This window comes from Microbacterium gilvum (genome assembly GCF_039543865.1).
Taxonomy (GTDB): Bacteria; Actinomycetota; Actinomycetes; order Actinomycetales; family Microbacteriaceae; genus Microbacterium; species Microbacterium gilvum.
In genome coordinates, this window is record NZ_BAABKO010000002.1 from 463,667 (window position 1) to 488,819 (window position 25,153).

The 25,153-nt window shown below is 70.9% G+C and carries 25 protein-coding genes, 2 tRNA genes and 1 riboswitch; of the genes, 22 read left to right on the top strand and 5 right to left on the bottom strand.

Annotated elements, in window-relative coordinates; translation table 11 throughout:
- Nucleotides 1-30 precede the first annotated feature (30 nt).
- The 3 genes from gyrB to ABD998_RS07990 all read left to right on the top strand — a co-directional run bounded on the left by gyrB (nt 31) and on the right by ABD998_RS07990 (nt 5,142).
- Nucleotides 31-2,103 (top strand): DNA topoisomerase (ATP-hydrolyzing) subunit B, encoded by a 2,073-nt coding sequence (gene gyrB / locus ABD998_RS07980; protein WP_345437810.1) that lies wholly within the window; start codon nt 31-33, stop codon nt 2,101-2,103.
- A 94-nt stretch (nt 2,104-2,197) separates the two neighbouring features.
- A complete protein-coding gene (gene gyrA, locus ABD998_RS07985; protein ID WP_345437812.1) occupies nt 2,198-4,741 on the top strand; it encodes a DNA gyrase subunit A in 2,544 nt (847 codons plus the stop codon).
- The gene (locus ABD998_RS07990; protein ID WP_345437814.1) at nt 4,738-5,142 is read left to right on the top strand and encodes a DUF3566 domain-containing protein; all 405 of its coding nucleotides are present in this window, start codon (nt 4,738-4,740) and stop codon (nt 5,140-5,142) included. Before gyrA ends, ABD998_RS07990 begins: the two co-directional genes overlap by 4 nt.
- Nucleotides 5,143-5,205: 63 nt before the next feature.
- Here ABD998_RS07990 and aztA read toward each other — a convergent pair whose 3' ends face one another.
- Complete coding sequence (aztA, locus tag ABD998_RS07995; RefSeq protein WP_345437817.1) at nt 5,206-5,829, bottom strand: zinc ABC transporter ATP-binding protein AztA; 624 nt, start codon at nt 5,827-5,829, stop codon at nt 5,206-5,208.
- Nucleotides 5,830-5,884: 55 nt separating this feature from the next.
- On the opposite strand from aztA, the gene aztB reads away from it, so the two are divergent.
- The 9 genes from aztB (at nt 5,885) to ABD998_RS08040 (ending at nt 13,222) form a co-directional block, all read left to right on the top strand.
- Nucleotides 5,885-6,811 (top strand): zinc ABC transporter permease AztB, encoded by a 927-nt coding sequence (gene aztB, locus ABD998_RS08000; RefSeq protein ID WP_345437819.1) that lies wholly within the window; start codon nt 5,885-5,887, stop codon nt 6,809-6,811.
- A gap of 14 nt (nt 6,812-6,825) precedes the next feature.
- Nucleotides 6,826-8,031, top strand: a complete 1,206-nt coding sequence (locus ABD998_RS08005) for an ABC transporter (protein WP_345437821.1) — start codon at nt 6,826-6,828, stop codon at nt 8,029-8,031.
- Entirely contained in the window at nt 8,028-8,948 is a 921-nt protein-coding gene (gene aztC, locus ABD998_RS08010; protein WP_345437824.1) for a zinc ABC transporter substrate-binding protein AztC, read from the top strand. Before ABD998_RS08005 ends, aztC begins: the two co-directional genes overlap by 4 nt.
- Nucleotides 8,949-8,972: 24 nt before the next feature.
- The gene (gene aztD / locus ABD998_RS08015; protein WP_345437826.1) at nt 8,973-10,190 is read left to right on the top strand and encodes a zinc metallochaperone AztD; all 1,218 of its coding nucleotides are present in this window, start codon (nt 8,973-8,975) and stop codon (nt 10,188-10,190) included.
- Nucleotides 10,191-10,286: 96 nt separating this feature from the next.
- A tRNA-Ile gene (locus ABD998_RS08020) sits at nt 10,287-10,360 on the top strand.
- Between the two features lie 13 nt (nt 10,361-10,373).
- Nucleotides 10,374-10,446: transfer RNA gene (locus ABD998_RS08025), tRNA-Ala, on the top strand.
- 624 nt (nt 10,447-11,070) lie between these two features.
- On the top strand, nt 11,071-11,910 hold the full coding sequence (locus tag ABD998_RS08030; RefSeq protein WP_345437828.1) for a hypothetical protein: 840 nt from the start codon (nt 11,071-11,073) through the stop codon (nt 11,908-11,910).
- Between the two features lie 109 nt (nt 11,911-12,019).
- Entirely contained in the window at nt 12,020-12,481 is a 462-nt protein-coding gene (locus ABD998_RS08035) for a hypothetical protein (protein ID WP_345437830.1), read from the top strand.
- Between the two features lie 267 nt (nt 12,482-12,748).
- A complete protein-coding gene (locus ABD998_RS08040; RefSeq protein WP_345437832.1) occupies nt 12,749-13,222 on the top strand; it encodes a hypothetical protein in 474 nt (157 codons plus the stop codon).
- Between the two features lie 86 nt (nt 13,223-13,308).
- Here the strand turns inward: ABD998_RS08040 and ABD998_RS08045 are convergent, their stop codons facing one another.
- The 3 genes from ABD998_RS08045 to ABD998_RS08055 form a co-directional block, all read right to left on the bottom strand.
- On the bottom strand, nt 13,309-13,566 hold the full coding sequence (locus ABD998_RS08045) for a hypothetical protein (protein ID WP_345437834.1): 258 nt from the start codon (nt 13,564-13,566) through the stop codon (nt 13,309-13,311).
- A gap of 117 nt (nt 13,567-13,683) precedes the next feature.
- Nucleotides 13,684-13,977: a hypothetical protein gene (locus ABD998_RS08050; RefSeq protein ID WP_345437836.1), complete on the bottom strand. Its 294-nt coding sequence runs from the start codon at nt 13,975-13,977 to the stop codon at nt 13,684-13,686.
- A 34-nt stretch (nt 13,978-14,011) separates the two neighbouring features.
- Complete coding sequence (locus ABD998_RS08055; RefSeq protein WP_345437838.1) at nt 14,012-14,983, bottom strand: LacI family DNA-binding transcriptional regulator; 972 nt, start codon at nt 14,981-14,983, stop codon at nt 14,012-14,014.
- A gap of 109 nt (nt 14,984-15,092) precedes the next feature.
- Between ABD998_RS08055 and ABD998_RS08060 the strand changes: the two genes are divergently transcribed.
- Both ABD998_RS08060 and ABD998_RS08065 read left to right on the top strand, forming a co-directional pair.
- On the top strand, nt 15,093-16,292 hold the full coding sequence (locus tag ABD998_RS08060) for a Gfo/Idh/MocA family protein (protein WP_345437840.1): 1,200 nt from the start codon (nt 15,093-15,095) through the stop codon (nt 16,290-16,292).
- Nucleotides 16,289-17,302 (top strand): sugar phosphate isomerase/epimerase family protein, encoded by a 1,014-nt coding sequence (locus tag ABD998_RS08065; RefSeq protein WP_345437842.1) that lies wholly within the window; start codon nt 16,289-16,291, stop codon nt 17,300-17,302. Before ABD998_RS08060 ends, ABD998_RS08065 begins: the two co-directional genes overlap by 4 nt.
- Nucleotides 17,303-17,351: 49 nt before the next feature.
- Here the strand turns inward: ABD998_RS08065 and ABD998_RS08070 are convergent, their stop codons facing one another.
- Nucleotides 17,352-17,909, bottom strand: a complete 558-nt coding sequence (locus ABD998_RS08070; protein ID WP_345437844.1) for an NUDIX hydrolase — start codon at nt 17,907-17,909, stop codon at nt 17,352-17,354.
- 186 nt (nt 17,910-18,095) lie between these two features.
- On the opposite strand from ABD998_RS08070, the gene ABD998_RS08075 reads away from it, so the two are divergent.
- From ABD998_RS08075 to ABD998_RS08110, 8 genes are all read left to right on the top strand, one after another.
- Nucleotides 18,096-18,845 carry a Rossmann-like and DUF2520 domain-containing protein gene (locus ABD998_RS08075; protein ID WP_345437846.1) on the top strand — a complete coding sequence of 250 codons (750 nt, stop codon included), beginning with the start codon at nt 18,096-18,098 and terminating at the stop codon, nt 18,843-18,845.
- Complete coding sequence (gene panC, locus ABD998_RS08080) at nt 18,842-19,693, top strand: pantoate--beta-alanine ligase (protein WP_345437848.1); 852 nt, start codon at nt 18,842-18,844, stop codon at nt 19,691-19,693. Before ABD998_RS08075 ends, panC begins: the two co-directional genes overlap by 4 nt.
- A complete protein-coding gene (panD, locus tag ABD998_RS08085; RefSeq protein ID WP_345438256.1) occupies nt 19,693-20,082 on the top strand; it encodes an aspartate 1-decarboxylase in 390 nt (129 codons plus the stop codon). Before panC ends, panD begins: the two co-directional genes overlap by 1 nt.
- Nucleotides 20,079-20,951, top strand: coding sequence for a 3-methyl-2-oxobutanoate hydroxymethyltransferase (panB, locus tag ABD998_RS08090; RefSeq protein ID WP_425562955.1), 873 nt, complete (start codon nt 20,079-20,081; stop codon nt 20,949-20,951). Before panD ends, panB begins: the two co-directional genes overlap by 4 nt.
- A 49-nt stretch (nt 20,952-21,000) precedes the next feature.
- Nucleotides 21,001-21,108: riboswitch (TPP riboswitch) on the top strand.
- The gene (gene thiC, locus ABD998_RS08095; protein WP_345437850.1) at nt 21,107-22,837 is read left to right on the top strand and encodes a phosphomethylpyrimidine synthase ThiC; all 1,731 of its coding nucleotides are present in this window, start codon (nt 21,107-21,109) and stop codon (nt 22,835-22,837) included. Its footprint overlaps the riboswitch before it by 2 nt.
- Before the next feature lie 4 nt (nt 22,838-22,841).
- On the top strand, nt 22,842-24,107 hold the full coding sequence (thiO, locus tag ABD998_RS08100; RefSeq protein WP_345437852.1) for a glycine oxidase ThiO: 1,266 nt from the start codon (nt 22,842-22,844) through the stop codon (nt 24,105-24,107).
- Nucleotides 24,104-24,343 carry a sulfur carrier protein ThiS gene (thiS, locus tag ABD998_RS08105; protein WP_345437854.1) on the top strand — a complete coding sequence of 80 codons (240 nt, stop codon included), beginning with the start codon at nt 24,104-24,106 and terminating at the stop codon, nt 24,341-24,343. The genes thiO and thiS overlap by 4 nt, the downstream gene beginning before the upstream one ends.
- Nucleotide 24,344: 1 nt before the next feature.
- Entirely contained in the window at nt 24,345-25,136 is a 792-nt protein-coding gene (locus ABD998_RS08110; RefSeq protein ID WP_345437856.1) for a thiazole synthase, read from the top strand.
- Nucleotides 25,137-25,153: the final 17 nt, after the last annotated feature.

Here is a 25,153-nt window from a genome sequence, read left to right on the forward strand (position 1 = left end):
CTGCCGAACAGATCTGGAGCACGACTTCCTATGACGAGCGATACCCCTCACGACGAGTCCGCGCCCATCGACGACGGTCGGGCAGACGAGAGGGGCGACGCCGCATCCGGCCCCCGCAGGGTCGAGAACGAGTACGGTGCCGACGCCATCCAGGTGCTCGAGGGCCTCGAGGCCGTGCGCAAGCGCCCCGGCATGTACATCGGATCCACGGGGCCACGGGGCCTGCACCACCTCGTCTACGAGATCGTCGACAACTCCGTCGACGAGGCCCTCGCCGGATACTGCGACACGATCTCCGTCACCCTTCTCGCGGACGGCGGCGTGCGCGTCGTCGACAACGGCCGCGGCATCCCCGTCGCGATGCACAAGACCGAGGGCAAGTCGACGCTCGAGGTCGTGCTCACGGTGCTGCACGCCGGCGGCAAGTTCGGCGGCGGCGGCTACGCCGTCTCCGGCGGCCTCCACGGCGTCGGCTCGTCGGTCGTGAACGCGCTCTCGACCCGTCTCGACGCGGTCGTCAAGCGCGACGGCTTCGTGTGGCGGCAGTCGTTCGCGGGCGGCGGCGTCCCTCTCGCGCCCATCGAGCAGGGCGAGGCGACGGAGGAGACCGGGACCACCATCACGTTCTGGCCCGACGCCGAGATCTTCACCGACACGGTCGAGTTCGACTACGAGACCCTCCGCACGCGCTTCCAGCAGACGGCGTTCCTCAACAAGGGGCTGCGCATCGAGCTGCTCGACGAGCGCGAGTCGTCCGCCGAGGAGGTCGAGAAGGAGGACGGCTCGACCGAGATGGTCCAGCGCCACAACGTCTTCCACTACGAGCGCGGCCTCGTCGACTACGTCGAGTACCTCAACAAGGTGCGCAAGGCCGAGCGCGTCAACGAGGACATCGTCGTGCTCGAGAGCGAGCAGGGCGACGGCCGGATGGCCGTCGAGATCGCGATGCAGTGGACGACGAGCTACACCGAGAACGTCTTCACGTACGCCAACATGATCAACACGCACGAGGGCGGGACGCACGAAGAGGGCTTCCGCGCGGCGCTCACCTCGCTCGTCAACCGCTACGCGCGCGCCAACGCCATCCTCAAGGAGAAGGACGACAACCTCACGGGCGACGACGTCCGCGAGGGCCTCACGGCCGTCATCTCCGTCAAGCTCTCCGAGCCGCAGTTCGAGGGGCAGACGAAGACGAAGCTCGGGAACACCGAGGCGAAGGCGTTCGTGCAGAAGGTCGTGAACGACCAGCTCAGCGACTGGTTCGAGCGCAACCCCGCCCAGGCGAAGAACGTCATCCGCAAGGCCATCGACGCCGCCACCGCCCGGATGGCCGCGCGCAAGGCCCGCGAGACGGCGCGCCGCAAGAGCGTGTTCGAGTCGGCCGCGATGCCCGACAAGCTGAAGGACTGCACGTCGAAGGACCCCTCCATCAGCGAGGTCTTCCTCGTCGAGGGCGACTCGGCCGGCGGCTCGGCCGTGGGCGGACGAGACCCGCACACCCAGGCCATCCTCGCCCTGCGCGGCAAGATCCTGAACGTCGAGCGCGCGCGCATCGACAAGGCGCTGGGCAACAAGGAGGTCCAGGCGATGATCCAGGCCTTCGGCACGGGCATCGGGCCGGAGTTCGACATCGAGAAGGCGCGTTACCACAAGATCGTCCTGATGACCGATGCCGACGTCGACGGCCAGCACATCACGACGCTGCTGCTGACGCTCCTCTTCCGGTACATGCGCGGACTCATCGAGGCGGGCTTCGTCTACCTCGCGATGCCGCCGCTCTACCGGCTGAAGTGGACGAACGCCCCGCACGAGTACGTCTACAGCGACCGCGAGCGCGACGCCCTCCTCAAGGACGGCGCGGCCGCGGGCAAGCGCATCCCCAAGGAGGCGGGTATCCAGCGCTACAAGGGCCTCGGCGAGATGAACGACTCCGAGCTCTGGGACACGACCATGAACCCCGAGACGCGCACGCTGCGGCAGGTGACGATCGACGACGCCGCCGCGGCGGACGAGATCTTCTCCGTGCTCATGGGAGAGGATGTCGAGTCGCGCCGCAGCTTCATCCAGCGCAACGCCAAGGACGTCCGGTTCCTGGACATCTAGCTCTCCGCGAGCGCAGCGAGCCGCCCCCGGTCGTTGAGCGAGCGAAGCGAGTCGACACGTCGCGAGCCGCTCTCGAGAACAGAAGCGAAAGACCATGACTGACGAAGAACGCCCCGACGCGAACGCGGGCCACAACCACGGCCACATCGACCAGGTCGACCTGCAGTCGGAGATGCAGCGCAGCTATCTCGACTACGCGATGAGCGTCATCGTGGGGCGCGCGCTGCCCCGCGTGGAGGACGGCCTCAAGCCCGTGCACCGCCGCGTGATCTACGCGATGTACGACGGCGGGTACCGGCCGGACAAGAAGTTCTCGAAGTGCGCCCGCGTCGTCGGCGAGGTGATGGGCCAGTACCACCCGCACGGCGACTCGGCGATCTACGACGCCCTCGTCCGCCTCGTCCAGCCGTGGTCGCTGCGCTACCCCCTGGCCCTCGGGCAGGGCAACTTCGGCTCCCCCGGCAACCAGGGCGCTGCGGCACCCCGGTACACCGAGACGAAGATGGCGGCGCTCGCGCTCGAGATGGTGCGCGACATCGAGCAGGAGACCGTCGACTTCCAGGACAACTACGACGGCGAGACGCAGGAGCCCGAGGTCCTGCCGGCGCGGTTCCCGAACCTGCTCGTCAACGGCTCGGTCGGCATCGCCGTCGGCATGGCCACGAACATCCCCCCGCACAACCTGCGCGAGGTCTCGGACGGCGCGCTGTTCGCCCTCGAGAACCCGCAGCTGCCGCGCGAGGAGCTGCTCGAGGGCCTCATGCGGCGCATTCCGGGGCCCGACTTCCCGACCGGTGCGCAGATCCTCGGCACGAAGGGCATCCACGAGGCGTACCGCACGGGGCGCGGGTCGATCACGATGCGCGCCGTCGTGGAGATCGAGGAGATCCAGGGCCGCACCTGCCTCGTCATCACGGAGCTGCCGTACCAGGTCAACCCCGACAACCTCGCCGTGAAGATCGGCGAGCTCGCCCGCGAGGGCAAGGTGACGGGCATCGCCGACATCCGCGACGAGACCTCGGGCCGCACGGGCCAGCGTCTCGTCGTCGTGCTCAAGCGCGACGCCGTCGCCAAGGTCGTGCTCAACAACCTCTACAAGCACACCGAGCTCCAGACGAACTTCGGCGCGAACATGCTCGCCATCGTCGACGGCGTGCCCCGCACGCTGCCGCTCGACGGCTTCATCCAGTACTGGATCGCCCACCAGCTCGACGTCATCGTGCGCCGCACGCAGTTCCGCCTGCGCAAGGCGGAGGAGCGCATGCACATCCTGCGCGGCTACCTCAAGGCGCTCGACGCGCTCGACGAGGTCATCGCGCTCATCCGCCGCTCGCCCACGGTCGACGAGGCGCGGGAGGGGCTGAAGGCCCTCCTCGAGATCGACGACATCCAGGCCGACGCCATCCTCTCGATGCAGCTGCGCCGCCTGGCGGCGCTCGAGCGCCAGAAGATCATCGACGAGGCGGCCGACCTCGAGGCGCAGATCGAGGACTTCAAGGCGATCATCGCCGACGAGCTGCGCCAGCGGGCCATCGTGCGCGACGAGCTCACCGAGATCGTCGACCGCTTCGGCGACGAGCGGCGCACGCACATCCTCCACGGCTTCGACGGCGACGTGTCCATCGAGGACCTCATCGCCGAGGAGGAGATGGTCGTCACCATCACCCGCGAGGGCTACATCAAGCGCACGCGGAGCGACAACTACCGCTCGCAGCACCGCGGCGGCAAGGGCGTCAAGGGCGCCCAGCTGCGGGCGGACGACGTGGTCGAGCACTTCTTCGTCACGACGACGCACCACTGGCTGCTGTTCTTCACGACGAAGGGCCGCGTCTACCGCACCAAGACGTACGAGGTGCCGGAGGCCGGTCGCGACGCGAAGGGACTGCACGTGGCGAACCTGCTCGCGCTGCAGCCCGACGAGCAGATCGCGCAGGTGATCGAGTTGAAGTCGTACGACGACGCCGAGCACCTCGTGCTCGCCACGCGCTCGGGGCTCGTCAAGAAGACGCGCCTGTCGGAGTACGACTCCAACCGCCAGGGCGGCATCATCGCGATCAACCTGCGCGACGGCGACGAGCTCGTCAGCGCGCTCACGGTCGACGCGACGGACGACATCCTCCTCATCAGCCACCACGGCATGTCGCTGCGGTTCTCGGCCACCGACGAGGCGCTGCGCCCCATGGGCCGGTCGACGAGCGGCGTGAAGGGCATGTCGTTCCGCGAGGGCGACGATCTGCTGTCCGCCTCGGTCGCGGCGCCCGGCAGCTTCGTGTTCGTCGTGACGGACGGCGGGTACGCCAAGCGCACCGCCGTCGAGGAGTACCGTGTGCAGGGCCGCGGCGGCCTCGGCATCAAGGTCGCCAAGCTCAACGACGACCGCGGCGTCCTCGCCGGCGGCCTCATCGTCCAGGAGGACGACGAGGTGCTCGTGGTTCTCGAGAAGGGCAAGGTGGTACGCTCTGCCGTGGCCGAGGTGCCGGCCAAGGGCCGCGACACCATGGGCGTCGTCTTCGCCCGGCCCGACAAGAACGACCGCATCCTCGCGATCGCGCGCAACAGCGAACGCGGACTCGCCGAGGATGACGCCGATGACGCCGACTCGGGAACCGAGACCTCCGAAGGAGCCACTGACGCATGAGCACGGTAGCCGACAAGCTCGCCCAGAAGCAGGCGCACAAGACCAGCGCCAAGCAGGTGCGGCTGCGCCTCGTCTACGTCGACTTCTGGTCGGCCGTGAAGCTGTCGTTCCTCGCGGCCGTCGCACTCGCGGTCGTCACGATCGTGGCGTTCTTCCTCATCTACATGGTCGTTCAGACGACGGGTCTCATCGCGCAGGCCGACGAGTTCATCTCGCTCTTCTCGGATGGCGAGATCACCCTGTCGCAGTTCGTCGGGCTGCCCCAGGTGATGGCCTTCGCCGCCGTTGTCGCGATCCTGAACCTCATCGTCGTCACCGTGCTGGGCGCGGTCGTCGCCGGCATCTACAACCTGGCCGTGAAGATCACGGGCGGCCTCCTCGTCGGCTTCACCTCGAACTGAGAGCCGCGACAGCACAGAGCCGGCCCCGGGACCCGTTCCCGGGGCCGGCTCTCTGCATCCCCGCTACGCGACCAGGCGGCCGCTTTCGAGCCGGATGACGCGGTCGGCGGCGGCGATGGACGCCTCGTCGTGCGTGACGCACGCGACGGCGGCGCCTCGTGCCGCCTCCTCCGCGAGGATCTCGCGCGTGCGCTCCCGGCTGCGCGCGTCGAGTCCGGCCGCTGGCTCGTCGAGGAGCAGGATGGCGGGCCGCCGCACGATGCCCTGGGCCAGCAGCGTGCGCTGCCGCTGACCGCCGGAGAGCTCCGCGAACGGGCGGCGCTCGAGCCCGGACAGCTCCACCCGCGAGATCGCGTCGGCGACCGCCGCGCGTCGCGCGCCCGCGGCCATCCGCCCGGCCCACGTGCCCATCGTGACGACGTCGGCGACCGTGAGCGGCAGGCCATCAGGGGCCTCGGGTCGCTGCACGACGAGTGCCAGATCGCCGTCGCGTGCGACGCTCCCGCTGCGCGGACGGCGCACCCCCGCGAGCAGCTCGACGAGCGTCGACTTGCCCGATCCGTTCGCGCCGGCGACCGCCGCGACGGCACCGCGATCCAGGTGCATGGAGACGTCGTGCAGCACGTCGGAGCCGTCGTAGGCGTAGCAGAGCGAGCGGGCGAGGACGGCGGGCCGGTGGGAGCGCATCCGCATCACTATAGCAATTGATAATCGTTCTCATTTTCGGCTAGAGTCGGCGATCGTGTCCTGGCTCCTCGATCCCCTCCGCGCCGACTTCGTGCTGCGGGCGCTCCTCGGCGGCGCGCTCGTGGCCGTGATCTGCGGCATCGTCGGAACGTGGGTGGTCATCCGCGGGATGGCCTTCCTCGGCGAGGCGATCGGGCACGGCATGCTGCCCGGCGTCGCTCTCGCGACCGTGGTGGGCGCCCCCGTGCTCGTCGGGGCCGCGGTCTCGGCCGCCATCATGAGCGGCGCCATCGGACTGCTGCAGAGGCGCGGCCGGCTGTCGTACGACACGAGCATCGGCCTGCTGTTCGTGGGGATGCTCTCGCTCGGCGTCATCATCGTGTCGCACTCGCGCAGCTTCGCCACCGATGCGACGGCGATGCTCTTCGGCGACGTGCTCGCGGTCGACGACGGCGACATCGTCGTGCTGGCGGGCGCGCTCGTCGTGACGATCGCGGTCGCCGTGTCGTTCCATCGCGCGTTCGTCGCGACCGCGTTCGACCGCCGCATCGCCCGGACGCTGGGGCTCCGCCCGCAGGCGGCGCACGTCGCGCTCGTCGGGCTCGTGACCCTCGCCGTCGTCGCGTCGTACCAGGCGGTCGGATCGCTCCTCGTCGTGGGGCTGCTGCTCGCTCCTGCTGTGGCCGCGCGCCCGTGGACGACGCGGATCGCCGCCACCATGGCGCTCGCGTCGGCGGTCGGCGTGCTCGCCGTCGCCACGGGGCTGGTCGTGTCGTGGAACGCCGGGACGGCGGCGGGCGCGTCGATCGCGTGCGCGGCCATCCTCTTCGCCGGACTGTCCGGCGTGCTCCGCGGGGCGCTCGACTCCGTGCGCCGCCGGCCTCACGGCACACAGCTGGGGGGAACCGACCGCCTCCCCGCCGTCGAGCCGGCCGGAACCACCCACCAGCGAGCTGTCGCGCCGTCGGCGGTGTCGCGATGACCCGAAAGGAATCCATGACCCCGTTCCGCTCGTCCGTCCTCCTGCTCGCCGCGGGTGCTGCAGCCGCGCTTCTCACGGGATGCGCCGCCGCGACGCCGGGCACGGTCGCGTCGACTCCGACGTCGGCTGCGGAGGGCGACGGCCACGGCGCGATCTCGGGAGCCTCCGAGGTTCCGGAGCCCCCTCTGCAGCTCGTCGCGGTCGACGACGCCGGCACCGTGGGCATCCTCGACCTGCTCGACGGGACGACCGCGCAGCTCGATTCGATCGGAACGCCTCACGCGGTCGCCACCGACGGCCGGTACGTGTTCGCGACGACCGACGCGGGCGTCGAGATCGTCGACAGCGGCGTGTGGACGTGGGACCACGTCGACCACTTCCACTACTACCGGGCGACGCCGGCGGTGCTCGGCGCCGTGGAGGGGGCCGGCCCCGCCGTCGTCGCCACGGGCCCGCTCTCGACCGCGGGGTCGACGGGCGTCTTCTTCTCCGGCTCGGGCGAGGCGGTCCTCCTCGACAACGCCGCCCTCGCCGACGGCGCGATCGTCGAGCGGTTCCGGCTCGAGACGGGCGCCGCATCGGGCGTCGTCGCGCCGATCGGCGACGGGGCGGTCGTCGCGACGGCTGACCGCGTCCGCGTCGTGACGGGGGACGGCGCGGAGACGGGTGCCGAGACGGCGTGCCCCGACCCGTCCGGCAGCATCACGACGCGGGTGGGCCTCGTGATCGGATGCGCCGACGGCGCCGTGCTCGCGACAGAGGCGGATGGCGAGGTCGTGTTCGAGGACATCCCCCTGCCCGAGGGCGTCGAGCGGCCGACCTCGTTCGACGGCCGGAAGGGCCGGCCGACGGTGGCGGGGCTCCTCCCCGGAACGGGCTACGCCCTCCTCGACACCCGCGAGCGCACGTGGCAGGTCGTCGAGACCGAAGCCGACCTCGTGCGGGTGAGCGCCGTCGACGACGCGGACGGGCACGTCGTCGCGCTCGACGCGACGGGTCGCGTCAGGGTCTACGTCGACGGTGCCGAGATCGCCGCGACCGAGCCGCTCGTGGACGCCGTCGACGAGGGGGTCTCGCTCACGGTCGACGCGCAGCGCGCCTACGTCAACGACCCCGGCGCGGGCGTCGTCCTCGAGATCGCCTACGCCGACGGCGCGCGCGTCGCGCGCTCGCTCGAGACGCCCGTCGCCCCCGACTTCGTGGCGGAGGTCGGGCGATGAAGCGGATGGCGATGGTCGCGACGGCGGTGCTCCTCGCGCTCACGGGATGCGCGACCGACGCCGCGGTGGACGGGACGCCGCACGTCGTGGTGACGACGAACATCCTCGGCGACGTCGTGCACGAGGTGGCGGGTGACGCGGCGGAGGTGACGACGCTCATGAAGCCCAACGCCGACCCGCACTCGTTCGAGATCTCCGCGCAGGAGGCGGCCCTCCTCCAGGAGGCCGACCTCGTCGTGTCGAACGGCCTCGGTCTCGAGGAGGGGCTTCAGCAGCACCTCGACCGTGCCGCGTCGGCGGGGGCGGACATGCTCGTCGCGGGCGACGAGATCGACGCGCTCGCCTACTCGGAGGAGACGGCCGGAGGGGCGCCCGACCCGCACTTCTGGACGGACCCCGCGCGCATGGTCGACGTCGTCGACGCGCTCGAGGCCGCGCTCGTCGAGATCGACGGCATCGACGTCGGCGCCGTGCGCGACGGCACCGACGCCTACCGTGCGGAGCTCGCCGGGCTCGACGCGGAGATGACCGACGCATTCGCGGCCATCCCCGCCGCCCAGCGTGCGCTGGTGACGAACCACCACGTGTTCGGCTACCTCGCCGACCGCTTCGACTTCCGGGTCGTGGGCGCCGTCATCCCGGGCGGGACGACGCTCGCGGCGCCGAGCGCGGCCGACCTGCGCGATCTCGCCGACGCGATCGACGACGCCGGCGTCGCCACGATCTTCGCGGAGTCGTCGCAGCCCGACCGCCTCGTGCAGGTGCTCGCGAGCGAGGTCGGCATCGACGTCGACGTCGTCGAGCTCTTCACGGAATCGCTCACGGAGCCCGGAGAGGGCGCCGACACCTACCTCGCGATGATGCGCGCGAACACCGAGCGCATCGCCCAGGGACTGACACCGGACCTCACGCACTGAGGGCCATCCATGGAAAGGGAAACGATGACACGACACACGCGCATCACGGCAGCAGCAGCCGCGCTCGCGGGGATCTCGCTCCTCGCGACGGCGTGCGCGAGCACGGCAGGCGAGGCGGCGCCCGAGGACGCCGCGGCCGCGGAGGTCACGGCGACGACGTCGCCGGAGGCCGCGACGGGCCGCGTCGCGGTGGCCTACGAGAACGGCATCGCCGTGCTCGACCCCGAGACCCTCGAGGTGGTCGCGGAGTTCGACTCCGAGGAGTTCACGCGCCTCAACCCGTTCGGCGACGGCCGCACCGTGGCCGTCACGACCTCGTCGGGCTTCCAGGTGCTCGACACCGCAGAGCCCGCGCTCACCGACCTCGTCTTCGACGCGACGACCCCAGGGCACGTCGTCATGCACCACGGCAAGACGGTGCTCTTCGACGACGGCACCGGCACCACGACCATCCTCGACACCGACGTGTTCGCGGACGGCTACGGCGCGCTGCCCGAGGGCGAGACGTACACGGCGGAGGCCGCGCACCACGGCGTCTCGATCGTGCTGGAGGACGGCACTCTGCTGACCACGGTGGGCGACGAGACCGGCCGGACGGGTGCCGTCGCGCTGCACGCGCACGACGACCACTGGGACGAGGCCGCGTCGAGCGCCCAGTGCCCCGGCATCCACGGCGAGGGCACGGCGCAGGACGAGGCGGTCGTGTTCGGCTGCGAGGACGGCGCCCTGCTGTACCAGGACGGCGCCTTCACGAAGCTCACGGCCCCCGACGCGTACGGCCGCATGGGCAACGCGTTCGTCTCGGACACGAGCCCCATCGTCGTCGGCGACTACAAGAACGACCCCGACGCGGAGGGGTACCTGCTGAACGCCGTCACACTCATCGACACGGCGGCGGCCACCTACGAGGTCGTCGACCTGCCGGACGAGGTGCAGTACACGTTCCGCGACGTCGCGCGCGGCCCCGGCGACCTCGCGTACATCCTCGCGACGGACGGACAGATCCACGTGCTCGACCCGGAGACGGGCGAGCTGACCGACGCCTTCCCCGTCGTCGAGGCGTGGGAGGGCCCCGCCGAGTGGCAGGACGCGCACCCCGCGATCAAGGTCGACGGCGACATCGCCTACGTGACCGAGCCCGCCGCGAACACCGTGCACGCCGTCGACCTGACGACGGGCGAGACCGTGGCGAGCGTCGAGCTCGACCACACCCCGAACGAGCTCGCGGTCGCCCTGGACTGACCCGGCGGCGACGCGCCCGGTGGGCCGGCGCCGATTGGCGTCGGCCCACCGGTTCGGGTATGCTCTTGCAGGTTGAGAACTTCGGTTCTCGCAGACGGGGCTATAGCTCAGGCGGTTAGAGCGCTTCACTGATAATGAAGAGGTCCCAGGTTCAAGTCCTGGTAGCCCCACTCTCCTCTTCTCGGGGCCTTAGCTCAGTTGGTAGAGCGCCTGCTTTGCAAGCAGGATGTCAGGAGTTCGAATCTCCTAGGCTCCACACTAAAAGCCAGGTCAGAGACGTTTTCTGACCTGGCTTTCTCGTTGTCGCCTCGCGCGGCGTCACGCTCGAGACCTCGCCCGCGTGAATTTACTTGAGCGCTGGCGTGCGCCCGGCAGTAGCGAGCGCGCTGGCTAGGTGTGGAGATGAGCGTCCGCCACGCCGACGGCTCGTACTCTGTCCTCTCGCGCAAGAGCACCTCAAAGAGTTGCTGGCACAGTTCGAGACCGCGCGGGCTGCATTCGAGGCTGGGAGGAACGCCCGGCGCGACGAGGGCTCAGGGCAATGAATGTCCGGCGACCCGCCTGCCGGGCCTCGGGAGGAGCAAGTTCGTCAATAAGTACGCGCCATATGCCGGTAGCTTGGATGAAGTCTCCAGTCACCCCGGGCAGTAGAGGAACCGAAATGACCGACCCAGCGCAGCCAGCTCAGCCGCAGCATCGCCCGGGGGACATCGTCAATGGATGGCTGCTCACAGAGAGCGGACAGTGGGTCCCCGCGACGCCCCCGCCGGCGCATACCGGAGGCGCTCAGCCCCTGCACGGTTCAGCCGTGCAACCGCCGGCATTCGGCAATGTGCCGGCAGCCCCACCAGTCAAGCGTCGGCGAAAGTGGCCATGGATTGTGGCGGCTGTCGTGGTTGGTGCGCTGATCGTGGGGAACGTCGCCGATCAGCTGATCTCGTCGGCGATCACCACCGCTCGCGAGGAGGCCTCGAGCGATGAAGGCTCCGCCTCGTCGGGCGGCACCGCCTCGAGTGGGGAGGGAACTGCGGAGTCTGAGCAGGACGAGTCCGCGGTCGTCGAGGAAGAGCCCGCCGAGTTCGCGATCGACCTGTCCGACTTCTCGGAGATCGATGCGGCCACATGGGATGCGATCGCAGCGGATGGCGAAAGCCATGTGGGCGAGTACGCGATCGTGTATGCGGAGGTGACCCAGTTCGATTCCAACACAGGTGACCAGGCTGTGCGCGCGAGTGTGGGCAGCAGTCAGCCCGGCGGCGAGTACGAGCTCGAGACGAACACGATCGTGAACGCGGAGGCCGATCTGCTCGATGGCGTGGTCGTCGGCGACGTCCTCAAAGTGCACGCGATCGTCGACGGAACGCTCGAGTACGACTCGACTTTCGGCGGCACGAACGTGGTGCCGTCGCTCACGGCCGTGGTGATCGAACGCGTGGGGTACAAGGACCTGTCAGCCGATGTCGTGCTCGGGGCGGCTGTTTGGAGCGGCTATGGCGGCGTCGATGTGCCCGTGACCATCACCAACTCGTCCACCGCCGCCATGGGCTACTCCGTCGAAATCGTTGCGGAGAGCCCAGACGGCGGTGTTCAGTATGACTCCAGCTACGCGTACGCCGATCATCTTCAGCCCGGCCAGGCGAGCACCAATGAGGCATCGTTCTACGACATCCCCGGAGACGCTGTATTCCGCGTCGTGGAAGTCACCCGCAACGCGGAGTAGCGTCGCTGACGTCCGGGGCGTCCTCGCGCATCCGCGGCACCGACATTCGCCGGACCCGCCGGTGAGCTCGTTCTCGGCGCGCGTCGGCGGTGGCCGTTACGCTCACGGCATGACCCTGCCCGACCCGGTTTCCGCCGTCGATCATCCGTCAGATTCGAAGGCGCAGCGAGACGCTGAGGTGGTGATCCTCGCCTCTCTCAGCGAGCAGATCGCTGTCCCTCTGTCGAAGGCGTCCATCCCGACCGGGAACGGCGGCCGCGTCGAGATCGATGGAGCAAGCGACGACCTCAGCGTGCTCGTGGAGGTCTACGCGCGGCAAGGAACGCTCGCCGGCGCGCAGCCGAAGAAGCTCGCGACCGATGCACTCAAGCTCACGTGGATTGGCGCGCAGGTTGGGGCGAAGCGCCTCATCCTCGCCGTGGCCGACGCGCGCGTCGAGGCATACTTGCGCAGGCCGACCGCCTGGCTGACGCAGGCCCTGGTCGATCTGGGTGTCGAGGTCATCCGAGTCGAGGTCGATGAGGCGACGGCCGAGACACTCCACCGTGCGCAGCAGACCCAGTACCGCTGATTCAGCCCAGTCGACTCTGCGCCGACGCATGGTGGATTCTCTCGGCGCCAGGAAGAGCGCAGCCGTCGAGCCGAGGCGTGGCATTCGGTCTACCCAGGTAATCGGTCCCAACGGCATCAGCCTTCGAGCGCGGCTGAACACTGTCCGCGCAGTACGGACAGGCGGTGGTGACCCCGCTTGCAAGCTCGGTCACGCAACGACGATGCCCGGCCGCCGTCCGGAGACGATGACGACTGCCCCCGACTTCGTAGAGAGCACACTCAACATATGACCAGCGCACGCGAGCAGTGGGGACGCCTGCTCGAAGAGATCGCGAACGTCGAACGAGCAAGCGCCGAGCAGCCCATCGTTCAGGCGATCGACCTGACTCACGAGATGCCGAAGTTGAGGCTGTTCGACGGCCGAACCATCGACGTCACGCCCTCCGCGTCGCGGGACGAGATCGCCCACGCGATAAGCGGGTCCCTGGTCGCCAATGCAGATGACGCGTTCGCGCCCGTTCACTACGCGGTGAACCTCTGGTGGGCGGAGCTGCTGTACGACCTCGGTGGCTTCGCCGACAACCTCGCAGGGATGGTCGCCGACGCGCACGTCGAGCGAGTCGAGCGCGCTGGCAAGCGAGCGGTCATCCATGGCCGCGGACCTGCGGGCACCGCGGCGCTCGAAGTCCGCCTGGACACCCGGCACCCGCCGACCGATCTCGCAACAGATCTCGCACCGCTCTTCGCGAAGCGCGCCTGAACGCCGCCGCGCCGTCACGCTCGTCACGGCGTCGAAAGCGAGCGGGATGTAGGGCTCGCCCCGCCCGCGGAAGGGTTCCGCCCGCGTCAGCTCCAGCGGGCGAGGACGGTCCAGCGGCCGCGCTCGTCGACGGCGAGGTCCATGACCTCGCAGCTGCCGTCCTCCCGCCGAGCGGTCAACCGCCATCCCTCGCCGCCCGGGCGCCCGTCGACGCGCGGCGCCGTGCCGAGTCGTGTCGGACGATCGGCGACGCGGTACCGCTCGCCGCCGAGCACGAGCCGCAGCGGGCGGCCATCCTCCGCGCACCAGACGACGGCCGGGACGGGTGCGGGTGCGGTGCGCATGAGACCTCCTCGAGAGAACGGATATTCGCCAGAGTAGGAGCAGCCACGGACATTCCTTGGTTTGTATGTTCTCCCGAGCTGAGGTCTGGCGCACCCGTCAGGACGGTGCCATCCCGCTCAGCAGCTCGAAAAGAACTCGGCGACATCAGGATCGATCGCCGGCTTCCCGCGAAGGTCGACGACAGGCTCGTACCAGCGCGAGACCGCGAAGGAGTTGAGCCGACCGAGCGCCACCTGGTCTTCGAGCGTCAGAGGGTCACCGGCGATGAGTGCGCCGAGCGCATCGCGCGATCGCGAGATGCCGACGGTCGCGAGGGCGTCGACCTTCACGACGGGTGTCGCGCCCAGCCAGGAGCGCAGCGGCTCACCGGGGCGGTCGTTCGAAGACTCGATCCACTCGCTGTCGGCCATGGAAGCATCCGACCACATCCGGCGCGGAAACGCGTCACACCGCCCGCGTCGTCCCCCGGTCGATCAGCGCAGGCTGTACGAGGACATGCTGCGGCGCCGACTGCGGGTCGTCGATGCGGGCGAGCACGGCGCGCGCCGTCGCCTCGCCGACCTCGCGGCTGCGATCGTCGATCGTGGTGAACGACAGATAACGGCTGTTCGCGAGCGGCGAGTCGTCGTAGCCCACGACCGAGACGTCGTCGCGCACGCGCAGGCCGCGATCGCGGAGCGCCGCGGCCGCGCCGAGCGCCATGATGTCGTTGGAGGCGAACACCGCCGTCACATCGGGATGCCGCTCGAGCAGCTCGTGCGCGGCGCGAAAGCCGCCCTCCTCGGTCGTCTCGACGTCGCGACCGGCGACGATGGGCTCGAGCCCGCCCTCCCGCATCTCATCGGCATAGGCGTCGCGACGCAACATCGCCGATCCCCCGAGGCCCGTCAGGTGCCCGATCCGCCGGTGCCCGAGGTCCCTCAGGTGTCGCGTCGCCATCCGCGCCCCCGCCGCGTCGTCGTTCGCGATCGTGTCGGCGCCGGGGATGGACGACGCCCGGCCCCCGACGAGCGCCGTCGGAACCGGGATGCTCCGGGCGGCGTCGCCGGGCTCCGCCGCGACGACGATCGCCTCGGCGTGCGTCGCGATGAACCCATCGACGGCGTGCGCATCGCGGCGCAGATCGGCGACCGACACCTGATAGCCGCGCTCGTCCAGGACGTCACGGAGCCCGTCGAGCAGGTCGACGAACCACAGGTTGCGGAAGTCGTCGATGACCAGCCCCACGCTGCGCGTGCGCACCCCCGCGAGCGCCGTCGCCGCGCGACTCGGGCGGTAGTCGAGCTCGCGGATGGCCGCCTCGATCGCCGCGCGGCTCTCGGCCCCCACCTTGGGCGAGCCGCGCAGCACGAGCGATACGAGCGACTTCGAGACGCCGGCGCGCTGCGCGACGTCGTAGATGGTGGGCCTCGCCACAGAGATCCTCCTCGACGACCTTTGACAGGAGATATGCTCCTGCCCTATCGTACCTGTTGTAGCGCTCCAACGCTCATCGTCCCCACCCCGTCTCGAAGGAGAGAGCCCGATGCCCGCATCACTCGGAGTCGCCGTCATCGGCGCCGGAATGGCGGGGCGCGCCCACGCCGCCGCCTACCGCACCGCCCCCACCGTCTACGCGTCGACGCTGCCCGACATCCGTCTCGTCTCGATCGGCGACGTCAGCCCCGAGTTCGGCTCGCTCGCCGCCCGCCGCTTCGGCTACGAGCGCAACGACACCTCGTGGCAGGCCATCGCCGAGGCCGACGACATCGACGTCGTGAGCGTCGTCGTCGCCAACCACCTCCACCGCGAGATCGTCGAGGGGCTCCTCGCCGCCGGCAAGCACGTGCTGTGCGAGAAGCCGCTCAGCGACGGCATCGACGACGCCATCGCCATGGCCGACGCCGCGCGCGCCGCCACGAGCATCGCGCGCGTCGGGTTCACCTACCGCCGTTCGCCCGGCATCGCCTACATCCGCGACCTCGTGCGCTCCGGCGTGCTCGGGCGGGTGCTGCACGTGAGCGGACGCTACTGGACCGACTACGCCGCCGATCCGCACATCCCGATCAGCTGGCGCTTCAAGGGCGCGCCGGGATCGGGCGCTCTCGCCGACGTCGGCAGCCACCTCGCCTACATCGCCGAGTTCATCGGCGGCGACATCGCCGAGGTGTCGGGCGGGCGCTTCGCCACCGTCATCCCCGAGCGCCCGAAGCCGCTCGGCGCCGTCATCGGCCACGAGCACGGCGCCGTCTCCGACGAGATCGACTCGGTGGAGAACGACGACTACGCGGCGTTCTCGTTCTCCTTCGCGGATGGCGGCGCCGGTGCCATCGAGGTCTCGCGCGTCGCCTCGGGGCACGCGAACTCGCTCATCATCGAGGTGTTCGGCGAGAAGGGGTCGGCGACCTTCGACTTCCGCACGCCCACCGAGATCGGCCTCACCCTCAACGAGGGCCCCGCCGCGCAGCGCGGCTTCCGCCGCGTGCTCCTCGGCCCCGACCACCCCTACATCCGCGGCGGCCTCGCGATGGACGCGACCACGGTCGGCTTCGGCCAGAACGAGGGCTTCGTCTACCAAGCGCGCGCGTTCCTCGAGGAGGTCGCCAGGTTGCCCGAGGAGACCTCGCTGCCGCGTTGCGCCTCCTTCGACGAGGGCGTCCACAACATGCGTCTCCTCGGTGCCGTCGCCGAATCGGCCGCGCGCGGCGGCGCATCCGTCTCGATCCGTCAGGAGGTCTCGGCATGAAGCTCGGCGTCTACAACGCGATCCTCCACGACCGCACCCTCCCCGAGGCCATCCGCGTCGTCGCCGATCTCGGCCTCACCGGCATCGAGCTGAACTCGGGCGGCTTCCTGCCCGCCGCCCACATCCCGACATTCGACGACATCCTCGTCTCGGATGCCGCCCGGGACGACTTCCTCGGCCAGTTCGAGGGCACGGGCGTCGAGATCGCCGGGCTCAACGCCAACGGCAACCCGCTCCATGCCAAGGCCGGCATCCGCGAGAAGCACGCCGAGGACATCCGCCGGTCCATCCGCCTCGCCGCCCGCCTCGGCCAGACGCGGCTCGTCACGATGTCGGGCCTGCCGGGCTCGGACGCGACGGCGAAGTACCCGAACTGGATCGTGAACGCCTGGAACTCGGCGCACCTCGACGTGCTCGACTACCAATGGGGCGTTGCGGCCGACTTCTGGCGCGAGACCGACCGCCTCGCCGCCGACCACGGCGTGAAGGTCGCCCTCGAGCTGCACCCGCAGAACGTCGTCTTCAACACGCGCGACGTCCGCCGCCTCATCGAGCTCACGCGCGCGACCCACGTGGGCGTCGAGCTCGACGCGTCGCACCTCTTCTGGCAGCAGATGGATCCCGTGGCCGTCGTGCGCGAGCTCGGCGACCTCGTCTTCCACGCCGCCGCCAAGGATGTGCGCGTGAACCCCGAGACGGCCAAGCTGCACGGCGTGCTCGACAACGGGTTCCGCCGCCTCGACCCCTCCGAGCCGCGCACGAGCCTGGGCGGCGACGAGTGGGTGAACGAGTGGCCGAAGGCGGCAGCGTGGGACTTCGTCGCGCTCGGGAGGGGCCACGACACCGCGTACTGGACCGAGTTCCTCCGGGCGCTGCACGAGGTCGACCCCGACATGCGCGTCAACATCGAGCACGAGGACGTCGAGCTCGGGCGCATCGAGGGGCTGGAGGTCGCCGCGCACGTGCTGCTCGACGCCGACCGCGCCCTGCAGGAGTCGCTCGCGGCCTGACACGCGCTCCGGCCCCGGATGGCGGGGTCGTCGTCGACGGGCGGCGGCGTCAGCCCCGGGGCCGGTACGCCGCGCGCACGCGCGCGAGCCGCTCCTCGAACGCGCGGGGAAGCGGCGACGGGAGCGCATCGAGTCGCCACCAGCGCAGGTCGTCGGACTCGTCGCTGATCCGCAGCTCCGCACCCTCGCGGGAGATCGTCCCGGCCAGGCCCACGTCGAGGTGCGAGGCGCAGCGGCCGAAGCGGGCGCTCAGCGCGTGGTGGTCGAGATCGACCACCCTCAGGTCGTCGACGAGGTCGTCCCCGATTCCGGTCTCCTCGGCGAGCTCCCGCAGGGCGGCGCCGGCGATCGACGCGTCACCCGCCTCGAGGTGGCCGCCCGGCTGCACCCAGAAGCGTCCCTTGCCGTGCAGGCAGAGCAGGATGTGCGAGGCGTCGCGGTCGAAGAGGAAGAGGCTCGCGGTCAGGTGGCTCGGGGGGCCGCCGCGTTCGAGGGCGGCCCGGCCGTGCTCGGCGAGCGCCGCGACGAAGTCGGCGTGATCGGGGGACGACGCGCCCGCCGTCGCGACGGCGTCATGAGCGGAGGCGAGGAGGGCATCGGCAGTCACCCTCCGAGGGTCTCACGTCACCCGCGTCGACAGGTGATGACGAAATCAGAATGATCAATTCGGTTCGTCGAACTCGGATGAAACGCACAATCAGGCGCCCCCGATGGCGTGCACATTGGCACCTGATTTTGCCGACGATGTCCGGAAGGCGGATACTCATGACGCGCTCGACCGCGCACCCCCGCCATGAGCACCCTCCGCGCCCCCGCCCATCCCCCCGCGTCCGTCGCCGTCGTCGGCCGCGGACGCCTCGGTGTCGTCCTCGCGCGCGCGCTCCGCGAAGCGGGGATCGAGGTGCTCGGCCCGACCGGGCGCGGCGAGCCGGTCGGCGACGCGGACGTCGTGCTGCTGTGCGTTCCGGACAGCGCGATCGCCTCCGCCGCCCGGAACCTGAGCGGGCACCGCGGTCTCATCGGCCACACCTCGGGAGCGACGCCGCTCGACGACGTCGACCTCGGCGTGCATCCGCTGCAGACCTTCACGGGCTCCGAGGAGCCCTCGGTGTTCCACGGCATCGCCTGCGCTGTCGCCGGCCGCGACGACGACGCCCTCGCCGTCGCCGCGCGCATCGCGGAGCTCCTCGGGGCGCGACCCGTCGCGATCGACGACGCACGGCGCGCCGGGTACCACGCGGCAGCGTCCATCGCCTCGAACTTCCTCGTCACGCTGCAGGACACGGCCGAGCGCGTCGCCGTCTCCTCCGGGATCGACGCCCCCACGGCGCGCGCGATGCTCGCCCCGCTCGTCCGGCAGACGATCGAGAACTGGGCGGCGCTCGGCCCCGCCGCGGCGCTCACGGGCCCCGTCGCGCGGGGCGACTCCGATACCGTCGCACGTCAGCGCCAGGCCGTGGCCGAGGTCCCCGAGCTGCTGCCGCTCTTCGACGAGCTGTGCGCGCGCACAGCCGATCTGTCCCAGAGGAAGGACGTCGCATGATCATCCTGCGCACGATTGCGGAGGTGAGGGATGCCGTCGCCCGCGCCAGGGAGGACGGCCGCAGCATCGGCCTCGTGCCCACGATGGGGGCATTCCATGAAGGGCATCTGTCGCTCATGCGCCGTGCGCGCGCGGTCGACGGCTTCGTCGTCGTCTCGCTCTTCGTCAACCCGACGCAGTTCGGCGCGAACGAGGACCTCGGCGCGTACCCCCGCGACGAGGCCCGAGACGCCGCGCTCGCGGAGGCCGAGGGCGTCGACGTGCTCTTCGCACCGCCCGTCGCGGAGGTGTATCCCGACGGCTTCGCCACGACCATCCATGTGGAGGGCATCACCGATGTGCTGTGCGGCGCCTCACGCGGGCCGCACCACTTCGACGGCGTCGCGACCGTCGTCGCGAAGCTCTTCGGCATCGTCGCACCCGACACGGCGTACTTCGGGCAGAAGGACGCCCAGCAGGTGCTCGTGGTGCGGCGCCTCGTGCGCGACCTCGACATCCCCGTGCGCATCGAGGCGTGCCCCATCGTGCGGGAGGACGACGGGCTCGCCCTCAGCTCGCGGAACGTCTACCTCGACGCCGAGTCGCGCGCGCGGGCCACGGCGCTGAGCCGCGCGCTCGCAGCGGCGGACGACGCCGCACGACGCGGCGAGCGGGATGCAGGCGCGCTCATCGCGACGGCCCTCGCCGTGCTCGGCGACGCGGGGATCGTGCCCGAGTACCTCGAGCTGCGCGATGCCGTCGACCTGCGCCCGCTCGACGCCCTCGAGGGCGACGCGCTGCTCGCCGTCGCCGCCCGGGTCGGCGCCGCGCGCCTCATCGACAACCGCATCCTGAGGGGAGGCGCATGATGCGCCGCACCATGCTGAAGTCCAAGATCCACCGCGCCACCATCACGGCCAGCGATCTGCACTACGTCGGCTCCATCACGGTCGACCCCGACCTGCTCGAAGCGGCCGACATCCTCGAGCACGAGCAGGTGCACGTCGTCGACGTCGACAACGGCGCCCGCTTCGAGACCTACACGATCGCGGGGGAGCGCGGCTCCGGTGTCATGCAGGTCAACGGCGCCGCCGCGCGGCTCGTCCACACGGGTGACACGATCATCGTCATCTCGTACGGCGAGTACGACGAGGCCGACCTCGAGGTCTACGAGCCCGTCGTCGTCCACGTCGACCGCGGCAACGGCATCATCGCCGTGGACGACGCCGTCGCGCGTCTGCTCACGGAGGCGGTGTGAGCGCGCGCCCCGATCAGGCGCGCCGCCGCACGGGCATCGGCGACCTCACGGCGAAGAAGGCCGACGGCGAGCCGATCGTCATGGTCACGGCCTACGACCATCCGAGCGCCCAGGTCGCAGACGCCGCAGGCGTCGACGTCGTGCTCGTGGGCGACTCCGCGGCGATGACGGTGCTCGGCTACGACAGCACGGTGCCCGTGACGGTCGACGAGATGATCATGCTCGCGCGTGCCGTCCGCCGGGGGCTCGACGGGCCGCTGCTGGTCGTCGACCTGCCGTTCGGGTCGTACGAGGGCTCCGACGAGGCGGCCGTGGCGACGGCGTTGCGGTTCGTGAAGGAGACCGGATGCGACGCCGTCAAGATAGAGCGCGGCGGCAGCTCGGTCGACAGGGCGCGCGCCATCGTGCGTGCGGGCGTCCCCGTCATGGGCCACGTCGGGCTGACCCCGCAGACGGCCACGGCGCTCGGCGGCTACCGTGCCCAGGGACGCACGGCGGAGGAGGCGCTGGCCGTGTGCGAGAGCGCGCTCGCGCTGCAGGAGGCCGGCTGCTTCTCGATCGTCTTCGAGGCGATCCCGAGCGACGTCGCCGCGGCGATCATGCCGCGCGTGCACGTGCCGGTCATCGGCATCGGCGCAGGGCCCGCGGTCGACGGGCAGGTGCTCGTCTTCCATGATCTTCTCGGAATATATGGAGGGCGCGCCGCCCGCTTCGTCAAGCGCTACGACGATCTCCGAGAGCGGATGATCGCGGGCGTCGCCGCCTACGCGGACGATGTCCGGTCGTCCGGATACCCCGCACCTGAGCACGGCTACTCAATTCCCGAGGCGGAATATGCGCGGTTGCGCACCCTCCTCGACGCCCTCTGATCCGCTTCCGGCGTCCGACTTGCGCCCGATCGCGCCCCTGCTACTCTGATCCGGTCCACACGGGAGTCCCAGCAGGGGCTGAGAACGGGCTGACGCTGCCCGCGACCGTCGAACCTGTACGGGTCATGCCGGCGTAGGAAGTAGGAGCAGCTCTTTTGCGCACCCTGGAAGCGACGCACTCGCTCGCGTATCTGCACGACGACGAGCACGGGATCCGGGTGCCAGTCACCCGCATCGCCCTCGGGCCGTCCCCGAACGGCCAGGTCAACGCACCGTTCACGGCCTACCGGACGCAGGGACCCGGGGGCGACCCGGTCCGCGGCATCCCGCGCCTGCGCGAGCGGTGGATCGCGCGGCGTGGCGACACCGAGACGTACGACGGACGCCCTCGCGATCTGCAGGACGACGGCCGATCGGCCGCGCGCAGGGGATCGGCGTCCGAGGAATGGCGAGGCGACGCGCACCGGCCCCGTCGCGCACTCCCCGGGCGCACCGTGACCCAGATGCACTACGCGCGCCGCGGGATCGTCACCGACGAGATGCGCTTCGTCGCCCTGCGGGAGGGATGCGACGTCGAGCTCGTGCGCTCGGAGCTCGCGGCGGGGCGCGCGATCATCCCGCTCAACGTCAACCATCCCGAGGCCGAGCCGATGATCATCGGCCGTGCGTTCCTCGTGAAGATCAACGCCAACATCGGCAACTCCGCGGTCACGAGCTCGATCGCGGAGGAGGTCGAGAAGCTCTCCTGGGCGACGACGTGGGGCGCCGACACCGTCATGGACCTGTCGACGGGCGACGACATCCACACGACGCGCGAGTGGATCATCCGCAACGCTCCCGTCCCCATCGGCACCGTGCCGATCTACCAGGCGCTCGAGAAGGTCGACGGGCAGGCGCACCGGCTCACCTGGGAGGTCTTCCGCGACACCGTGATCGAGCAGTGCGAACAGGGCGTCGACTACATGACGATCCACGCCGGCGTCCTGCTGCGCTACGTGCCGCTCACGGCCGATCGCGTCACGGGCATCGTCTCGCGCGGCGGCTCGATCATGGCCGGGTGGTGTCTCGCACACCACGAGGAGAACTTCCTCTACACGCACTTCGACGAGCTGTGCGAGATCTTCGCCCGCTACGACGTCGCGTTCTCCCTGGGCGACGGGCTGCGGCCCGGCTCGACCGCCGACGCCAACGACGCAGCGCAGTTCGCAGAGCTCGACACGCTCGCCGAGCTCACGCACCGCGCGTGGGAGCACGATGTGCAGGTGATGGTGGAGGGCCCGGGCCACGTGCCGCTGCACCTCGTACGCGAGAACGTGGAGCGGCAGCAGGAGCTCTGCTCCGGCGCGCCGTTCTACACGCTCGGCCCTCTCGTGACCGACGTCGCCCCCGGATACGACCACATCACGTCGGCCATCGGAGCGACCGAGATCGCGCGGTGGGGGACGGCGATGCTCTGCTACGTCACGCCCAAGGAGCACCTCGGCCTGCCCGACCGCAACGACGTGAAGACGGGCGTCATCACCTACAAGATCGCCGCACACGCCGCCGACCTCGCGAAGGGCCACCCGGGCGCGCACGAGCGCGACGACGCGCTCTCGAAGGCGCGATTCGAGTTCCGCTGGCGCGATCAGTTCGCGCTGTCGCTCGACCCCGACACGGCGGAGGAGTTCCACGACGAGACGCTCCCCGCGGAGCCCGCGAAGACCGCGCACTTCTGCTCCATGTGCGGTCCGAAGTTCTGCTCCATGCGCATCTCGCAGGACATCCGCGATCGCTTCGGAGGAGCGGAGGAGCAGCAGGCGATCGCCGCGATGCGCCGCAAGTCTCAGGAGTTCGCGGCGGCCGGGTCGACGGTGTACCTCGCCGAGCCCCGTGTGCGCGGCTGACTCCGTGTGCGCGGCTGATTCCCGGGCTGGCGCCTGGGGGGAGGACGCGAGGGCGGACGATGCCGGCTCGGTCGTCGACGTGATCGTCGTCGGCGCGGGCGTCGTCGGCACCGCCATCGCGACGGAGTGCGTCCGCTCCGGGCGCTCCGTGCGGCTCGTCGACCCGGATCCGGGCACCGGCGCGACGTATGCCGCTGCCGGCATGCTGAGCCCCGTGGGCGAGTTCGAGCCGAGCGAGCCGGCCACCCTGCCGTTGCTGATCGAGGCCGCCCGGCGGTATCCCGCCTTCGTCGACGCGCAGCCCGGCGGGGCCGCGGCGTGCGGGTACGAGCGGCACGCGACGCTGCTCGTCGGGGTCGATGCCGCCGACCGCGCACGCCTGTCGGCGCTGCTCGCGTCGCCGGCGGCCGCGCCTTTGCGCGCCGAGCGGATGGCCGTGCACGCGGCCCGTCGGGTCGAACCCCTGCTGGCACCCGGCATCGCGTGCGCCTACACGGCACCCGACGACCATCGCGTCGATCCGCGCGCGTTCACGTCCGCGCTGCGCGCAGCGCTGCCGGCGGGCACGGTCATCCGGCGCGCGGTGCGGGCGCTGCGCCGCGGCCGCACGGGCGCCGCCTGCGGAGTCGTGCTCGACGACGGCACCGCCCTCGAGGCCGCCGAGGTGGTGCTGGCGACGGGGCTCGACATGACGGGTCTCCTCCCATCCGGCATCGTCCCGTCCGGCACCATCCGACCGGTGCACGGCGACATCCTGCGTCTGCGGGCGGCGGGGCGCGGGGCCGTGGCGCAGACCATCCGCGCGTCTGTGCGCGGCCGGTCGGTCTACCTCGTGCCGCGAGCAGATGGCGGTCTCGTGGTGGGGGCGACACAGCGCGAAGACGGCGACGACGACGTGTCGGCGGGAGGGGTCCTCTCCCTGCTGCGCGACGCGGCGGAGGTCGTCCCCGCGATCGAGGACCACCGCTTCGTCGAGGCGGTCGCCCGTGCGAGGCCGGCGACCCCCGATCATCTGCCGCTGGTCGGGCGGATCGACGACGGCCTCGTCGTCGCGTCGGGCACCTACCGGAACGGCGTGCTGCTCGCCCCGCTCATCGCGGCGCTCGTCCGGGATGAGCTCGACGGCGCGCGTGCGCACCCCTTCGCAGCGCTGCTCGACCCAGGCCGCTTCGCCCGAGGCCGCTTCGCCCGAGGCAGCTTCTCCCCCGCGCGCGTCAGCCGTGAGCGCCGCGCCTCCGTCCCCCTCCCGCTCGAAGGAGCACCTGCATGATCGAGATCACCGCCAACGGCAGTCCCGTGCGCGTCGCGTCGGGCTCGGCCGTCGACGCCGTCGTCGAGGCGCTCACGGGCCGCCGGCTCGACGCGGACGGCGCGCCCCTCGACGGCGCCCCTCTCGGCGTCGCTGTCGCCGTCGACGGAGTCGTCGTGCCCCGCGCGGCATGGTCGTCCCGCCTCCTCGGCGCCGGCGCACGCGTCGAGGTGCTGACCGCGGCGCAGGGAGGCTGACATGGATGCGCTCGTCGTCGACGGCGTCGCCCTCGGCTCCCGGCTCATCCTCGGCACCGGAGGGGCGCCGAGCCTCGAGGTGCTGGGCGACGCGCTCGATGCCTCGGGCACAGAGCTCACCACGGTCGCCGTGCGCCGGTACGGCGCGTCCGGCGCCGACGCGGGCGGCTCCCTGTACGCGATGCTGCGGGAGCGCGGCATCCGGCTGCTGCCGAACACGGCCGGATGCCGCACGGCGCGCGAGGCCGTCCTCACGGCCGAGCTCGCGCGCGAGGCGTTCGGCACGCACTGGATCAAGCTCGAGGTCGTCGCGGACGACGAGACGCTGCTGCCCGATCCCGTCGAGCTGCTGGACGCGGCGGAACGGCTCGTCGCCGAGGGGTTCGCCGTGTTCGCGTACACGGGCGACGACCCCGTGACGGCCCTGCGGCTCGAGCAGCTCGGGGTCGCCGCGGTGATGCCGCTCGGCGCGCCCATCGGCACGGGGCTCGGCATCCTCAACCCCCACAGCATCGAGCTCATCGTCGACCGCGCATCGGTGCCGGTGGTCCTCGATGCCGGCATCGGCACGGCCTCCGACGCGGCGTTCGCGATGGAGCTGGGGTGCGACGCCGTGCTGCTCGCGACGGCCGTCACACGCGCGCACGACCCCGTGCGGATGGCCGCGGCCTTCCGGCACGCCGTCGTCGCCGGACGGCTCGCGGCCGGCGCGGGGCGCATCCCCCGCCGTCGGCTCGCGCGCGCGTCGTCGGACGCGGCGGGGATGCCCGAGCTCGCGGCGGCCCGGGCGTGAGCACATCCGAGTGCCGA

What these genes read in the sequence shown, in the direction of transcription:
- gyrB (WP_345437810.1), top strand. Translation starts at nt 31, where the DNA reads ATGACGAGCGATACCCCTCACGACGAGTCCGCGCCCATCGACGACGGT.
- gyrA (WP_345437812.1), top strand. Translation starts at nt 2,198, where the DNA reads ATGACTGACGAAGAACGCCCCGACGCGAACGCGGGCCACAACCACGGC.
- ABD998_RS07990 (WP_345437814.1), top strand. Translation starts at nt 4,738, where the DNA reads ATGAGCACGGTAGCCGACAAGCTCGCCCAGAAGCAGGCGCACAAGACC.
- aztA (WP_345437817.1), bottom strand. Translation starts at nt 5,829, where the DNA reads ATGCGCTCCCACCGGCCCGCCGTCCTCGCCCGCTCGCTCTGCTACGCC.
- ABD998_RS08005 (WP_345437821.1), top strand. Translation starts at nt 6,826, where the DNA reads ATGACCCCGTTCCGCTCGTCCGTCCTCCTGCTCGCCGCGGGTGCTGCA.
- aztC (WP_345437824.1), top strand. Translation starts at nt 8,028, where the DNA reads ATGAAGCGGATGGCGATGGTCGCGACGGCGGTGCTCCTCGCGCTCACG.
- aztD (WP_345437826.1), top strand. Translation starts at nt 8,973, where the DNA reads ATGACACGACACACGCGCATCACGGCAGCAGCAGCCGCGCTCGCGGGG.
- ABD998_RS08035 (WP_345437830.1), top strand. Translation starts at nt 12,020, where the DNA reads ATGACCCTGCCCGACCCGGTTTCCGCCGTCGATCATCCGTCAGATTCG.
- ABD998_RS08040 (WP_345437832.1), top strand. Translation starts at nt 12,749, where the DNA reads ATGACCAGCGCACGCGAGCAGTGGGGACGCCTGCTCGAAGAGATCGCG.
- ABD998_RS08045 (WP_345437834.1), bottom strand. Translation starts at nt 13,566, where the DNA reads ATGCGCACCGCACCCGCACCCGTCCCGGCCGTCGTCTGGTGCGCGGAG.
- ABD998_RS08050 (WP_345437836.1), bottom strand. Translation starts at nt 13,977, where the DNA reads ATGGCCGACAGCGAGTGGATCGAGTCTTCGAACGACCGCCCCGGTGAG.
- ABD998_RS08060 (WP_345437840.1), top strand. Translation starts at nt 15,093, where the DNA reads ATGCCCGCATCACTCGGAGTCGCCGTCATCGGCGCCGGAATGGCGGGG.
- ABD998_RS08065 (WP_345437842.1), top strand. Translation starts at nt 16,289, where the DNA reads ATGAAGCTCGGCGTCTACAACGCGATCCTCCACGACCGCACCCTCCCC.
- ABD998_RS08075 (WP_345437846.1), top strand. Translation starts at nt 18,096, where the DNA reads ATGAGCACCCTCCGCGCCCCCGCCCATCCCCCCGCGTCCGTCGCCGTC.
- panC (WP_345437848.1), top strand. Translation starts at nt 18,842, where the DNA reads ATGATCATCCTGCGCACGATTGCGGAGGTGAGGGATGCCGTCGCCCGC.
- panD (WP_345438256.1), top strand. Translation starts at nt 19,693, where the DNA reads ATGCGCCGCACCATGCTGAAGTCCAAGATCCACCGCGCCACCATCACG.
- thiS (WP_345437854.1), top strand. Translation starts at nt 24,104, where the DNA reads ATGATCGAGATCACCGCCAACGGCAGTCCCGTGCGCGTCGCGTCGGGC.
- ABD998_RS08110 (WP_345437856.1), top strand. Translation starts at nt 24,345, where the DNA reads ATGGATGCGCTCGTCGTCGACGGCGTCGCCCTCGGCTCCCGGCTCATC.